The sequence below is a fragment of the Burkholderia arboris genome (assembly GCF_038723655.1).
In the GTDB taxonomy this organism is placed as follows: Bacteria; Pseudomonadota; Gammaproteobacteria; order Burkholderiales; family Burkholderiaceae; genus Burkholderia; species Burkholderia arboris.
Map to the genome: position 1 here is coordinate 72332 of NZ_CP109821.1, position 15156 is coordinate 87487.

Here is a 15156-nt window from a genome sequence, read left to right on the forward strand (position 1 = left end):
CGCGCTATGCGCCTCCCGTCACGCGCAGCACTTCCTCGAGCGACGTCGCGCCGGACGCGAGCCAGCGCTCGGCGTCGTCGCGCAACGTGCGCATCCCATCCGCACGGCCGGCGGCGAGAATCTCCGCGTCGGCTGCGTTGCGGTGGATCAGCGAGCGGATCGACTCGTCGACCAGCAGCAGTTCGTACACCCCGCGCCGGCCCGCATAGCCCGAATGGCCGCACTTGTCGCAGCCGACCGGATGCCACACGGTGCGGCCGTCCTCGTGCCGCTCTTCCTTGCAGGCGGAGCAGAGCTGGCGCACGAGACGCTGCGCGAGCACGCCGAGCAGCGACGACGCGAGCAGGTACGGCTCGACGCCCATGTCGGTCAGACGCGTGACGGCGGAAGCCGCATCGTTCGTGTGCAGCGTCGCGAGCACGAGGTGGCCCGTCAGCGACGCCTGCACCGCGATCTGCGCGGTTTCGAGGTCGCGGATTTCGCCGATCATGATCACGTCCGGATCCTGGCGCAGGATCGAGCGCAGCGCACGGGCAAAAGTCATCCCGATCCGCTCGTTCACCTGCGTCTGGCCGATGCCGCCGAGGTCGTATTCGATCGGATCCTCGACGGTCATGATGTTGGTCGTCGCGGTTTCGAGCCGCGACATCGACGCATACAGCGTCGTCGTCTTGCCCGAACCGGTCGGGCCCGTGACGAGCACGATGCCGTGCGGACGCGCGATCAGCTTGTCGAACTGGACGAGCGTGTCGCGGCCCATCCCGAGCGCTTCGAGGTTCAGGCGCTGCGCATCCTTTTCCAGGAGACGCAGCACCGCGCGCTCGCCGTGCCCGGTCGGCAGCGTCGACACGCGCACGTCGACCGGCCGGCCGCCGACGCGCAGCGTGATGCGGCCGTCCTGCGGCAGGCGTTTCTCCGCGATGTCGAGCTGCGCCATGATCTTGATCCGCGAGATCAGCGCGCCGTGCAACGCCTTCTTCGGCCGCACGACGTCGCGCAGCGTGCCGTCGACGCGAAAGCGCACGACCGATGCATTCTCGAACGGCTCGATGTGAATGTCCGACGCCTGTTCGCGCGCCGCTTGCGTGAGCAGCGCGTTGATCATCCGGATGATCGGCGCGTCGTCTTCCGACTCGAGCAGATCCTCGACTTCGGGGATGTCCTGCATCAGCCGCGACAGATCGACTTCGCCTTCGACCTCGCCGACCACCTGCGCGGCGCTGCCGTCCTGGCGCGCGTAGGCCTGGTTGATCGCCTGCGCGAGCTCGTCGGCCGGCACGCGATGCACGGCGATCGAACCGAAGTTGCGGGCGATTTCCGCGAGTGCAGCATCGCTCGTGCGTTCGCTGATCCACACCTCGAGCGTGTCGTCGAGCTGGTGCGCGATCAGCACCTGGCCGCTCTTCGCGAAGCCGTACGGCAACAGCCGCGCGGCGAGCGGCGACGGCGGCTGGCGTTCGCCCGGCGCGCCGTCGTGGGCGGAAGACGCGAGCACGTCGCTCACTGCGAGGCTCCCGGCGTGGCGGTCAGCGGCTGTTGCGGCACGCTTTGCGGCTGCGCGGGCGTCGCCTCCGGCAACGGCTGGGCCGGCACCGGCACTACCTGGCGCTGTACCTGCTGGCGACGCATCTTGTCGAGATCGAACAGGTTGCCGGCGGCCGTGCCGCCCTGGCTCGGGCCGATCGGCATCGGCGGGACGATCGGGTCGTCCTTGTCGCGCATCACGTTGTTGTCCGACTTGTACGCGCCCGTCACGCCCTGGATGTAGTCGTAACGGTTCGCCGTGACTTCCTGCGCGGTATTGCGGTCGGAGATGATCACCGGGCGCAGGAACACCATCAGGTTGGTTTTCGCGCGCACCTTCGATTCCGAACGGAACAGCTGGCCGATCCACGGAATGTCGCCGAGCAGCGGCACCTTGCTGTTCGTTACCTGGTAGTTGTCCTGCATCAAGCCGCCGAGCACGATGATCTCGCCGTTGTCGGCCAGGATCGTCGACTGGATCGACCGTTTCGTGAAGGTCGGGCCGGTCTGCGCGCTGGTCGTGCCGGCGACGACCGCCGAATCCTCGGTATAGAGCTGCAGCTTCAGGATCCCGCCGTCGGTGATCTGCGGCTTCACGTGCAGCGTCAGGCCGACGTCGCGACGGTCGTAGGTATTGAATGCATTGCTCGTCGTGCCGCTCGTCAGGTTCGAATACGAGCCGGTCGCGATCGGCACGTTCTGGCCGACGACGATCTTCGCTTCCTCGTTGTCGAGCGTGATCAGGTTAGGCGTCGACAGCACGTTCGCGTCGCTCACGCCCGCGAAATACTGCAGCAGTGCGCCGAGCCCCTGCACGCCGAACATGTTGTGCAGCCAGCCGATGTTGAGCCCTTGGGACAACTGCCCGAGATTGGAGGCAAGCCCGCCGCCGGTGATCCCGCCGGCGGCGTTGGCCACACCGCCGGCCGTCAGGTTGATGATGCTGTTGCCCAGGCCGAGCCCGGGGTTCAGGTTCGTGCCGCCGAGAAACTGGCCGCTCGCCACCTGCCACTGGATGCCGAGGTTGCCCTGCGACGTCGAGTTCAGCTCGACGATCAGCGCTTCGATGTAGACCTGCGCACGCCGCGCATCGAGCTGGTCGATCACCGAGCGCAGGTTGCGGTAAACCGGATCGGACGCGGTGATGATCAGCGAGTTCGTCGCCGCGTCGGCCTGGATCATCCCGCCCGGCTGGTTGTCGTCGCCCTTGTCCTTGTCGCCGCCGAGCAGGCCGCCCGAACCGAGACCGCCGCCACTGGACGAGCCGCCGTACGACGATGAAGACGAAGACGAGCCGCCGAGGCCGCCCGACGGCAGCGGCGGGGTGCCGGACGAGCCGGTCGAGAAGTTGCCGCTCGACGACGAGCCGCCGTTCTGGTTGAAGCTGTTCGCATCGTTGGACGACGCCGACGAGCCGCTGTCGTTGCCGCCCTTGCCGAGCATCCCGCGCAGCGTCTTCGCGAGCTTCACCGCATCGGCATTGCGCAGCGGCACCACGTGCATGTTGCCGGGCACCGCGCTCGGCGCGTCGAGCTGCTGCGCGAGACGTTTCGCGGCCGCGAGGCGCGAACCGTTCGACGCGCGCAGCAGCAGCGAGTTGGTACGCGGGTCGGCCGTGACCGACACCTTCAGCGTCGCATCGCTGTTGCCGATCGCACCGGGGTCGAGCATCTTCTGCATCTGCGCGGCGAGGTCGATCGCGTTCGCGTTGCGCAGCGTCACGACCTGCACCTGCGAGCCCGCGGCACTGTCGACGCCCGAGATGATCTGCGCGATGCGGCGCACGTTGTCCGCATAGTCGGTCACGACGATCGTGTTGTTCGCCGGGTAGGCCGTCACCGTGTTGTTCGGCGAGATCAGCGGCCGCAGCACGGGCAGCAGGTTGTTCGCCGATTCATTGTGCAGCTCGAACACCTGCGTGATCACCTGGTCGCCGCGTGCCTGCGGCGCATTGCCGACATAGGTCGGCACGCCCTGCAGCTTCGCGTCGGCTTCCGGCACGACCTTCAGCACGCCGTGATCCTGCACGAGTGCGAAGCCCTGCATGCGCAGTGCCGACTGCAGCGTCTTCAACGCCTGGTCTTCCGGCACCGGCCGTTCGGCCACGAGATTGAGCTGCCCCTTCACGCGGGGGTCGACGATGATGGTCTTGCCGGTCGCGGCGCCGATCGCTTTCGCGACCTGGTCGATATCCGCATTCACGAAATTGAGCGTGACCTGAGCGTAGGCGGCCTGCGAAGCGATGATGCCGGCCACGAGCAGAGTCGTGGCAACGCGCCGCATAACGAAGCGATTTCTTGTCATGGATGAATGGGTCGATGCCGGCTCAGGCCACTTCCGGCGGTAGTGCTGGGATCCAAGTCCGAAAGAGGCGACATTAGCAGTTTTTCATGTCCGAAATATCACATTGATCCGAGGACTGTCTCACATACGACATGTGTCCGGTGAATCGTATGCAATATGTAAGGATCGGCGTGGCCCTCCGCATGCCGGCCATCGCCCCCGTTTCACGATGAACCGACACATCAATCCGGTATAACCGGGTTGCCGTATTCCTGCCTGTCGCAATCTGACGGTCTGCCGGTATGATACGGGCGACGCGTTTCTCGTCGCACTAATAACAGGCACGGGTTTTCCCGAGCTTCGCGAAATTCCTTTTCGTTTCCGCACGATGAACAGACGACGGTTCGCTTCGATCGCGTTGATCGCCGCTGGCGCGTGGTTCGCCAGCGCAAACGCTCGTGCGGATTGTTTCGACGAAGCGGCTAAATATCAGCAGGTCAATCCGCTGATCCTGCGCGCGATCGCCTGGCAGGAGTCGCGCAACCGGCCCGACGCGCTGAACAAGAATACGAACGGCTCGGTCGACTACGGCCTGATGCAGATCAATTCGATTCATCTGCCTGCACTGTCGCGCTTCGGGATCGGCCGCGACACGCTGATGGAGCCGTGCAAGAACGTGTACATCGCCGCGTGGCATCTGAAGCAGAAGATGAACCGCTACGGCAACACGTGGCAGGCCGTCGGCGCCTATCATTCGGAAACGCCGTCGCTGCGCGACAAGTACGCGCGGCAGATCGCCGGCATCCTGACGCAATGGAAGCTGCTGCCGCCCGTGCAATGACGTTGCGCCGCATCGCGGCCTGACGCCGTGCCGGCCGGCCGGCGCGCGTTTGATGCACAATGCGGATCTCACGCCGCAACTTCGCCCGTCCGCGGGCCGATCGCGCCCCGGAAGGGCGCCGCGGCCGCTTTTTCATCTTTACCGTTGGTGCATATCATCATGAATCCGGCAATGAACCAGCCGTTGCCCGTCACCGTGCTGTCGGGCTTCCTCGGCGCCGGCAAGACCACGCTGCTCAACCACGTCCTCGCGAACCGCGCGGGCCTGAAAGTCGCCGTGATCGTCAACGATCTCGCGGCGGTCAACATCGACGCGTCGCTCGTGCGCGATGCGCAGGCACTGTCGCACGTCGAGGAACGCCTCGTCGAAATGTCGAACGGCTGCATCTGCTGCACGCTGCGCGACGACCTGCTCGTCGAGATCCGCAACCTCGCATCCGAAGGCCGCTTCGACGCGATCATGATCGAATCGACCGGTATCGCGGAGCCGATGCCGATCGCCGAGACCTTCACGTTCGTCGACGACGACGGCACGTCGCTGTCGGCCGTCGCGCGGCTCGATACGCTCGTCACCGTGGTCGACGCGTACAACTTCCTGCGCGACTACGGCTCCGACGACGCGCTCGCGACGCGCGGCATCGCCGCGTCGGAAGAAGACGACCGCACGCTCGTCGAGCTGCTGATCGAGCAGATCGAATTCTGCGACGTGCTGGTGATCAACAAGGCCGACCTCGTCAGCGCCGACGATCTCGCGCGGCTGCAGCACATCCTCGCGCGGCTCAACCCGCGCGCGCACCAGGTCGTGTCGACGTTCGGCAACGTGCCGCTCGACGAAGTGCTGAACACCGGCCGCTTCGATTTCGACGAAGCCGCGAACGCACCCGGCTGGCTCGCGTCGCTCGATCACGATCACACGCATTGCGACGACCCCGATTGCCATGACGCACATCATGCGCACGTGCACGGCGAAGCCGACGAATTCGGCATCGGCAATTTTGTTTACCGCGCGCGCCGGCCGTTTCACCCGGCACGACTCTGGGCGCTGCTGCATCAGGAGTGGCCGGGCGTGCTGCGCAGCAAGGGCTTCTTCTGGCTCGCGACGCGCAACGATATCGCCGGTTCGCTGTCGCAGGCAGGCGGCGTATGCCGGCATGGCCCGGCGGGTCTGTGGTGGGCCGCGCAGGATCGCGCGGAATGGCCGGACGACGACGAGCTGCTCGACGAAATCCGCGCCGAATGGCTGGGCGATCTCGACGATCGCGCGGTGGGCGATCGCCGGCAGGAACTCGTGCTGATCGGCATCGCGCTCGACGCCGACGCGTGGCGTACGAAACTCGATGCGTGCCTGCTGACCGATGCGGAATTCGCACTCGGCGCGGCGGGATGGGCCGCGTTCGACGATCCGTTCCCGGCGTGGGATGTCGATTCGCACGACGACGACGATCACGGCGACACGCAGATCGTGCACGCGTGACCCCGTGGTAACGGCTTGTAAAAGTAACCGTTAACTTTTGCAAGAGCGGCGCGGACTGTGGCGAAAATGCCGCGCGCGCCCAACAAAAAACCCGCCGAGAGGCGGGTTTTTCTTGGAACAGGCGCTGGTTTAACGCTTGTTGACGGCGTCCTTGAACGCCTTGCCAGCCGTGAACTTGACCGTCTTGGCTGCCGGGATCTTGATGGTTTCGCCCGTCTTCGGGTTGCGGCCCGTACGTGCTGCGCGCTTGCCCGAACCGAAGCTGCCGAAGCCGATCAGCTGAACCGCATCACCCTTCGACACGGCCTTCTTGATGACTTCGAGCAGCGTGTCCAGCGTTTCGCCGGTTTGAGCCTTGCTGGCGCCCGTTTGGGCGGCGACGGCGTCGATCAGTTCCTGTTTGTTCATTAAGGTTCCTTTATCAGGTTAGGTTGACACGAACAGCGCGAACGCGCCGATTATACGTGCGCGAACCGTGCCGTCGAGAGTCAGACTCCGACGACACAGCGCCGAATCCTGGCCCGCGCGACGCGCCCTCCGGTTTGCCGGCGGCCACCCCGCGGTACGGCGTTGCTATGATAGCGCAGCGCAAACCCAATAACGACAAGGGTTTCAAAGATTTTCATCGGTATTTCGCCGAATGAATCGTCGATTGCCCATTTTTTGACCTGCGCCAACCGGACCGGATACACAGCGCGGTCCGCCCGTGCGCCGCGCCGTTGCCCATTTCCAACGGCCGCGCGGACGGCTCCGCGCAATCCCTTGCCAGGCTTGGCTGCCACGTTTTTTGTTTCGCATGCCCGACCGACTTGTTCCCGCCTCGCTCGCCCTTCGCGACGACGGCACGCTCGTCTCGCCCGAGTTCGGCGAGCTTCATCGCAGCGCGTCAGGCGCGCTCGCGCATCACGCGTTCGTCGCGGGAAACGGGCTGCCGGCGCGCTGGCAGCAACGCCGCACGTTCACGATCGTCGCGACGGCATTCGGCGCCGGCGCCGGCTTCCTCGCGACCTGGGCCGCTTGGCGCGACGACCCCGCGCGCTGCGAGCGGCTGCATTACGTCGCGGTCGAACCGCATCCGTTCTCGCGTGAAGACCTCCGCAGTGCAGTTGCCCATATGGTTGCTAACACAACCATTTCGGCGGATGTCGATGGATTGATCGACGCATGGCCGATGCTCGTGCCGGGCCTGCACCGGCTCGAATTCGACGAAGGGCGCGTGGTGCTCACGCTTGCGTTCGGCGATGCGCTCGACACGTTGAAGAAGCTTGTCGTGCGCGCCGATGCGTTCTATCTCGAAGGCGCCGCGGCATCGAACGACGCGGTCCGCGCACTCGCGAAGATGGCCGGTGACGATGCAACGTTTGCGGCACATGCAAGTTCCGGCGACATGAAGCATGCCCTCGGCGAAACAGGTTTCACGTTCCGCGAAGTCGACGGTCGTCTCGTCGGCGACTATGCGCCGCGCTGGCGCGCGCGCCGGCACGAACCGCCGCGTGCGCTGCCCGTTGCGACGCGCCGCGCGATCGTGATCGGCGCGGGCCTCGCCGGTTGCGCCGTCGTCGAACGCCTGGCAGCGCGCGGCTGGGACGTGACATTGATCGAGCGGCACGAACGGATCGCGAGCGAGGCATCCGGCAATCCTGCCGGCGTATTCCATCCACTGATGACACGCGACGACAACGTCGCGAGCCGCCTCACACGCAGTGGCTTCCTGCACGCGCTCACGCGCTGGCGCACACTCGAACGCGCGGGTCATGCATTCGCACGCAGCACGCACGGGATGATTCATCTCGCCGAATCGGCCGACGACTTCGCGCGGATGCGCGATGCATTCGATGCGTTCGGCGCGCCGTCCGACTACGTGACGTTGCTCGATGCCGATGCCGCGCGTGCGCATCTGAATCTGCCGGTCGCGCATGGCGGCCTGCTGTTTCCGCACGGTGGCGCCGTCTGGCCGGCCGCGCTGTGTGCCGCGCAATGCGCGGCGGCCGGCGAGCGCGTACGCCTGCTTGCATCGACCGGCGTCGCGCGGCTCGAGCGGCGCGGCGATGGATGGCACGCGCTCGACGACACGGGCGCGACGCTCGCCGAAGCGCCCGTCGTCGTGCTCGCGAACGCGGGCGACGCTGCGCGTCTTGCCGGGTTGCAGCATGTCGCGCTGCAACCGGTACGCGGCCAGCTCACGCTGCTGCCGCCGGGCACCACGGCGACGCTGCCGTGCCCGACGATCGGCGACGGTTACGCGGTGCCGCTCGACGACGGCACGCTGCTGATCGGCGCCACGTTCGAACCCGACGACATCGATCCCGCGATGCGCGTGGCCGGCCACGTCGAAAACCTCGATCGTGTGCGGCACCTGCTGCCGGGCCTGATCGGCGACCTGCCGGAGCCTGCCACGCTGCGCGGCCGCGTCGCGTTCCGCTGGGTCGTCGGCGACCGCCTGCCGCTCTTCGGCCCGCTCGCCGACGAAGCGCAAGCACTCGCGAACGCACGCGCGCTGGGTGGCGCGCAGGCGCGCGACTTGCCGCGCATGCCCGGCCTCTACGGCGCATTCGGCTTCGGCTCGCGCGGCCTCGTATGGGCCGCGCTCGGTGCCGAACTGATCGCGTCGCAACTCGAAGGCGAACCGTGGCCGCTCGAGCGCGAACTCGCCGACGCCGTCGACCCCGCACGCTTCCTGATCCGTGCCTTGCGCGCACGCCGCGTCGGTTCCGCCGGCTGACCGGCACGTAATCGCTCACAGTCTCCCGATTTCTTCGCGCAAGGTTATCCACGCAACGCTGTGGATAACCGCGCGAAATCCGCGCGCACTTCGTGTGCAATCACAGTGGACGTAAACTGGGCAACTCGGCACAGCTGTGCAGCGGCCCGAAAGTTGCTCAACTCAAATGTCTGTGCACGAACAGCCTGTGCAACCGGTTATGGTTTCGCCAAGGCCTTGATCCATCAGCGTAAACCGAAGTTATCCACAGAACTGTGCGGCCTTTGTTAACTTCTACTATGTATATATACAAGTAAACCTTTGAAACCAAAGACCTGCGGTGCCGCACAGCGCCGCGAGTCGATTCAATCGGTTCCAGAGCGAAAAAGCTGTGGCACAATCGGTTTCCTTCGCGTTCGTTCGGCCAGGCGCCGGACATGCTTCAATGGAACGGTCGGCACGATTTCGAATCTGAATCTTCGAGACTGCGCTGTCCGTTCACACACCAGGCCGACAATCCAGATCGGCAACCTGAACGACGTTCCGCCCTGTGGCGGAACAGGCGGATCCCACGTACCGCCGTCGTCGACCACAACAATCACATTCGGGGCGATACCCAGCCGGCGCGCATCCATTTCTGACGCTTGACCCCGCGTCGCTGGCGGTTGCTTCCAAAGGAGAAGTCACCACGATGAAGTCGGCGTTCTCATTCCTGCCCAACTGGCCGCTCGCGCCGGATGCCGTGTTCTGGGCCGGGCTCGCGTTGTTCGCGGCCGGCCTGTGTGGCGAGCTGTGCTATCGCGCGTGGCGTCTGCCACGCATCACAGGCTATGCCGTGATCGGCCTGATCGCCGGTTCGTTCGGATTCGGCGTGATCGACGCCAGCACCGACGAAACGTCGCGGCTGCTGATGGACGTCGCGCTCGGTCTGCTGCTGTTCGAACTCGGCAGCCGCCTCGATTTGCGCTGGATCCGGCGCAATCCGTGGCTCGTCGCGTCGAGCCTCGCGGAAGCCACGCTGACGTTCGTGCTCGTGCTGTTCGTGATGCTCGCGCTCGGCGTGTCGGGGATGGTCGCGCTCGTGCTGTCGGCGATCGCGATCGCGACGTCACCGTCGATGGTGATCCAGCTGAAGACCGAACTGCGCGCGGAAGGGCAGGTGTCGCAACGCCTCATCACGCTCACCGCACTCAACAGCGTGTACGCGATCGTGCTGACCAAGCTCGTGACGAGCTGGCTTCACCAGGAAGCGTACGGCAACGTGTTCGCGACGGTCCTGCAACCGCTCTACCTGATCGCCGGTTCGTTCATCGTCGCGTATCTCGTTGCGCGTTCGTGCAACTACCTGTTCCGCCACATGACCGCGACGATGCGCGACGAGCATTCGTTCGTCGCGCTGTTCGGGCTCGTGATGCTCGCGATCGCGGTCGCACAGGCATTGAAGCTGTCGACGCTGCTCACGCTGCTGCTCGCCGGCATCATCGTGAAGAACCTCGAAGCGCGGCCGCAGCTGTGGCCCGAGCATTTCGGCACGGCCGGCTGGCTGCTGACGGTGGTCCTGTTCGTGCTGACACTCACGTCGTTCACGTGGGGCGACATCGCGCTCGGCGGGCTGCTCGCGATCGTGCTGATCGTCACGCGGCTCGCCGCGAAGCTGGCCGGCGTCGTCGCGTTCGCGAAGCCGAGCGGCCTCGGGATGAAGCAGGGCATTGCGCTCGGCATCGCGCTGACACCGATGTCCGCGCTGTCGTACCTGCTCGTCGACGATACCTACCAGCTCTACCCGAATTTCGACCCGCACCTGCGCGCGATCGTGATGTGTTCGATCGTGATCCTGCAGCTCGTCAGCCCGTTCGTCGTCTACCGCTGCCTGTCGGCGGTCGGTGAACGCAGCGACAGCAACTGATTCCGGAACCTGCCATGGCACTCGAAACCTTCGTCAATTCCGAACCGTTCACGTTCGGCGTCGAACTGGAGATCCAGGTCGTCAACACGCACAACTACGACCTGACCAAAGCGGCATCCGACCTGATGCGCCTGATCCAGGGCGAGACCTTTCCGGGCAACATCACGCCGGAAATCACCGAGAGCATGATCGAGCTGTCGACCGGCATCTGCCATTCGCACGAGCAGGCCGTCAGCGAGCTGCATGCGATCCGCGACGTGCTCGTGAAGGCGGCCGACCAGCTCAACGTCGGGCTGGCCGGCGGCGGCACGCATGCGTTCCAGCAATGGAGCGACCGGCAGATCTACGATGCGCCGCGCTTCCAGTACATCTCCGAGCTGTACGGTTATCTCGCGAAGCAGTTCACCGTGTTCGGCCAGCACGTGCACATCGGCTGTCCCGATCCGGACAGCGCGCTGTTCCTGCTGCACTCGATGTCGCGCTTCATTCCGCACTTCATCGCGCTGTCCGCGTCGTCGCCGTTCGTGCAGAACGTCGACACGGGCTTCCATTCGGCACGCCTGAATTCGGTGTTCGCGTTCCCGCTGTCGGGCCGCGCGCCGTTCGTGCTGACCTGGGACAGCTTCGAGGAGTACTTCACGAAGATGGTGAACACGGGTGTCGTCAACTCGATGAAGGACTTCTACTGGGACATCCGCCCGAAGCCCGGCTACGGCACGATCGAGGTGCGCGTGATGGACACGCCGCTGTCGGTCGACCGCGCGGCGGCGATCGCCTGCTACATCCAGACGCTCGCGCGCTACCTGCTGACCGACCGGCCGCTGAAGCTGTCGGAGGATGACTACCTCGTCTACACGTTCAACCGTTTCGAAGCGTGCCGCTTCGGGCTCGAGGGCACCTGCGTGAATCCTCAGACGGGTGAACGCCGTACGATCGCGGAAGACATCCTCGACACGCTCGACCGGATCGCGCCGCATGCGGCCGCACTCGGTTCGCGCGCGGCGCTCGACGAGATCGGCGCGCTCGCGAAAGCACGCGTGAACGACGCATCGTGGTTGAGAACCGTTTTCAAACAGGAAAAATCGCTGAACGAGACGGTCCGGCAGCAGTGCTTACGTTGGCGCGAATGAAAAAATGTTTTGCAGATTGCAGGCTCGACCGCATCGCGATTCGCTGAACGGCGGTCGGCGCCATTTCGGGCCGAAATCGTTGCCAGTCGTCCTGAAAATCTGTGGATAACCCGATATTCCGCTGCAAAGTCAACGACCTGTGCGCGGGATAACCCGGTGGATCAAATCCATCCGACCGATGGCCGATCCGAACAGGAAAATGCTGGCGCGCCCCGTTCCGCGGGCGCGCGGCATTGCAGGCACAACGAAAAATTTCAGTTATCCAGCGATTTTCCACAGAATGCAGGGGATAACTTAGCTGTGCGATTTTCCGCTCTCGCTTAGAATGTCGGCTTTGCGGACACCGGAACGACGCGTGTCTCTCCGGTCGCCGCGAACGCGACCGCCGCGTGTGCCTCGCGACGGCCGTGCTGACGCACTCGAGAGAGCGCGTCTGTTTTGAGATAGACATTCGATCTCCACACTACGGCCGCTCGGCAACCCGGGCGGCGGCAAAGCGAAAAGACTATGAGCGAAGGCGTTTACGGGAACCAGGCTTCGGGACGTGTGACCCACAGCCTGCTGCGGTTGAGTACGGCCATGCGAAGCCAGGCATGGGATTGGGCGGAAGGCGCTGGCCTCACGCCGACGCAGGGCGAGATTCTCGTGCTGCTGCTGCAGCGCAAGGGCCCGATGCGGCTCGGCGAGATCGCGCGCGAGACGCAGCTCACCGCGGCAACCACGAGCGATGCGGTCAGCACGCTCGAGACGAAGGGGCTCGTCGAGAAGCGCCGTGCGCTGGACGACGGCCGTGCATTGGCCGTGCGTCTGTCGGCGCGTGGCCGTACGGCCGCGAAGAAGGCGCTGCAATGGCCTGAATTCCTGACGAAAGCGGTCGGCAAGCTCGGCGCGGACGAGCAGGGCGCGCTGTACCGCGCGCTGCTGAAGACGCTGCGCGAGCTGCAGGTGGCCGGTGCGACGCCGCCGCAGCGCATGTGCGTGACGTGCGCCCACTTCCAGCCGGGCAAGTTGTCGAAGAAGACCGTGCATCACTGCGCGGCGCTCGACATCTCGATGTCGGACAGCGATCTGCGTCTCGACTGCTCGGTGCAGGAAGAAGCCGACGCGGCAACGCAGAAGAAGACCTGGAAGATTTTCGCAGGCTGACGTCCGTCGATCGACCGGGAGGCCGATGATGAACGCTGAAGTCGTGGCGATCCGCCATGTGCATTTCGAGGATCTCGGGAGCTTCGAGCAGGTGCTCGGCGAACGGGGGAGGCGGGTGCGCTACGTCGACGTCGGATCGTCGCGGGTCGAGGTGCTCGACGTGCTCGAGCCGTCGCTGTTCGTCGTACTCGGCGGGCCGATCAGCGTGTACGACGATGCGCAGTATCCGACGATCGCGCCGCTTCTTGCGCTCGTGCGCCAGCGTATCGACGCGGGGCTGCCGATCCTCGGCATCTGCCTTGGCTCGCAGTTCATCGCCCGTGCGCTCGGTGCGCGCGTCTATCCGGCTGCGCAGCACGAACTCGGCTGGGCGCCGCTGACGCTTACCGACGCCGGCCGTGCGTCGGCGCTGCGTCATCTCGATGGCGCGGCGACGTCGATGCTCCACTGGCACGGCGATACGTTCGACCTGCCGGGCGGGGCGATCCATCTCGCGTCGACGCCGGCCTGCCGCCACCAGGCATTCGCTTGGGGGCAGCACGTGCTGGCGCTGCAATGCCATCCGGAAATCCGCACCGACCGCTTCGAACCGTGGCTGATCGCGAACGCCGGCGAAATCGCGGCGACGCCCGGCATCGACGCCCGCCAGTTGCGCGCCGATACCGTGCAGCACGGCCCCGCACTCGAAACGGCCGCGCGGCGCATGTTCGCGGAGTGGCTCGACAGCGTCGGGTTGTAACTCGGCGGGCGGCCCCGCCCGCCGCGAAGATTTGGCCCGGCCTGCATCCGTTGCAGGCCGGCGCACTGCTGTACGCCACGCATTTTCCGCATGGCCGGCACGTTGCCGCCGGCCGTACCTGACCATCCGCTTACTGCCGGTTGCGCCGTCTGCACGCTTCAAGCCTGCGTGCTACGCTCGTCCGCTCTTTCCCTTTCCAGGCGAGCGGCCTCCATGACTGCGCTGTTTTCTCCGTTCACGCTGCGCGGCGTGACCCTTCCGAACCGGATCGTGATTTCCCCGATGTGCCAGTACTCGGCCGAACGCGGTGAGGCCACCGACTGGCACATGATTCACCTCGGCCATCTCGCGCTGTCGGGCGCGGGGCTGCTCTGCATCGAGGCGACGGCAGTGGAGCCCGACGGGCGCATCACGCACGGCGACCTCGGCCTCTGGGACGACGTGACCGAAGCTGCGCTGAAGCCCGTACTGGCCGCGATCCGCAAGCATTCGCCGGTTCGCATCGCGATGCAGCTGTCGCATGCGGGGCGCAAGGCATCGAGCGCCGCGCCGTGGGAGGGAGGCCAGCTGGTATCGGTTGCCGATGGCGGCTGGTTGCCGCACGGGCCGTCGGCCGTGCCGCACAAGGACGGCGAGACGCCGCCGCTCGCACTCGATGCCGCGGGCCTGAACCGGATCCGCGAAGCCTTTGCCGCGTCGGCGAAGCGTGCCGCGCGGCTCGGGATCGACGCGATCGAAGTGCATGCGGCGCACGGCTACCTGCTGCACCAGTTCCTGTCGCCGCTCGCGAACCAGCGCACCGACGAATACGGCGGCTCGCTCGAAAACCGGATGCGTTTTCCGCTCGAGATCTTCGAGATCGTGCGCGCGGCGTTTCCGGCGGACCGGCCGGTCGGCGTGCGCGTGTCCGCGACCGACTGGGTCGAAGGCGGCTGGGAGCTCGACGATACGATCGCGTTCGCGCACGAGCTGAAGCGGCGCGGTTGCGACTGGATCGACGTGTCGTCCGGCGGCGTGTCGCCGCTGCAGAAGATTCCGCTGTCGCCCGGTTACCAGGTGCCGTTCGCGCAGGCCGTGAAGCGTGCGGTCGGCATGCCGACGATGGCGGTCGGCCTGATCAACGAGCCCGAGCATGCGAACCGGCTGATCGAATCCGGCGATGCCGACTTCGTCGCGATGGCGCGCGCAATGCTGTACGACCCGCGCTGGCCGTGGCATGCGGCGGCCGCGCTCGGCGCGCAGGTGACGGCGCCGCCGCAATACTGGCGTTCGCAGCCGCGCGAGCACAAGGCGTTGTTCGGCGACATCGCATTCGGCCAGCGTTGAGCGTCCGGCGTGCAATATTGCGCGCGATGTTGAACGAAGCAATCGTGAACGTGTAGGATGCGGGTGATTCGCCGCATGCCCCGACGC

The 15156-nt window shown here is 65.7% G+C and carries 11 protein-coding genes; 8 read left to right on the top strand and 3 right to left on the bottom strand.

Annotated elements, in window-relative coordinates; genetic code table 11:
- Positions 1–4: 4 nt before the first annotated feature.
- Entirely contained in the window at positions 5–1504 is a 1500-nt protein-coding gene (gspE, locus tag OHZ10_RS00350; protein WP_174993444.1) for a type II secretion system ATPase GspE, read from the bottom strand.
- The gene (gspD, locus tag OHZ10_RS00355; protein WP_342703320.1) at positions 1501–3828 is read right to left on the bottom strand and encodes a type II secretion system secretin GspD; all 2328 of its coding nucleotides are present in this window, start codon (positions 3826–3828) and stop codon (positions 1501–1503) included. The genes gspE and gspD overlap by 4 nt, the downstream gene beginning before the upstream one ends.
- Before the next feature lie 367 nt (positions 3829–4195).
- Here gspD and OHZ10_RS00360 point away from each other — a divergent pair, with 367 nt between their 5' ends.
- Both OHZ10_RS00360 and OHZ10_RS00365 read left to right on the top strand, forming a co-directional pair.
- Positions 4196–4648, top strand: a complete 453-nt coding sequence (locus tag OHZ10_RS00360; protein ID WP_059232816.1) for a lytic transglycosylase domain-containing protein — start codon at positions 4196–4198, stop codon at positions 4646–4648.
- Between the two features lie 159 nt (positions 4649–4807).
- Positions 4808–6121, top strand: a complete 1314-nt coding sequence (locus OHZ10_RS00365; protein WP_059236545.1) for a GTP-binding protein — start codon at positions 4808–4810, stop codon at positions 6119–6121.
- 129 nt (positions 6122–6250) lie between these two features.
- Here OHZ10_RS00365 and OHZ10_RS00370 read toward each other — a convergent pair whose 3' ends face one another.
- Complete coding sequence (locus tag OHZ10_RS00370) at positions 6251–6529, bottom strand: HU family DNA-binding protein (protein ID WP_006401505.1); 279 nt, start codon at positions 6527–6529, stop codon at positions 6251–6253.
- Positions 6530–6917: 388 nt separating this feature from the next.
- Between OHZ10_RS00370 and mnmC the strand changes: the two genes are divergently transcribed.
- From mnmC to OHZ10_RS00400, 6 genes are all read left to right on the top strand, one after another.
- On the top strand, positions 6918–8843 hold the full coding sequence (mnmC, locus tag OHZ10_RS00375) for a bifunctional tRNA (5-methylaminomethyl-2-thiouridine)(34)-methyltransferase MnmD/FAD-dependent 5-carboxymethylaminomethyl-2-thiouridine(34) oxidoreductase MnmC (protein WP_342703323.1): 1926 nt from the start codon (positions 6918–6920) through the stop codon (positions 8841–8843).
- Positions 8844–9513: 670 nt separating this feature from the next.
- Positions 9514–10728 carry a cation:proton antiporter gene (locus tag OHZ10_RS00380; protein WP_059232814.1) on the top strand — a complete coding sequence of 405 codons (1215 nt, stop codon included), beginning with the start codon at positions 9514–9516 and terminating at the stop codon, positions 10726–10728.
- Positions 10729–10742: 14 nt separating this feature from the next.
- On the top strand, positions 10743–11858 hold the full coding sequence (locus OHZ10_RS00385) for a YbdK family carboxylate-amine ligase (RefSeq protein ID WP_006490006.1): 1116 nt from the start codon (positions 10743–10745) through the stop codon (positions 11856–11858).
- A 507-nt stretch (positions 11859–12365) separates the two neighbouring features.
- The gene (locus OHZ10_RS00390) at positions 12366–13004 is read left to right on the top strand and encodes a MarR family winged helix-turn-helix transcriptional regulator (protein WP_043184842.1); all 639 of its coding nucleotides are present in this window, start codon (positions 12366–12368) and stop codon (positions 13002–13004) included.
- 28 nt (positions 13005–13032) lie between these two features.
- Positions 13033–13743, top strand: a complete 711-nt coding sequence (locus tag OHZ10_RS00395) for a glutamine amidotransferase (protein WP_059236543.1) — start codon at positions 13033–13035, stop codon at positions 13741–13743.
- Positions 13744–13956: 213 nt separating this feature from the next.
- On the top strand, positions 13957–15069 hold the full coding sequence (locus OHZ10_RS00400; RefSeq protein WP_059232813.1) for an NADH:flavin oxidoreductase/NADH oxidase: 1113 nt from the start codon (positions 13957–13959) through the stop codon (positions 15067–15069).
- Positions 15070–15156: the final 87 nt, after the last annotated feature.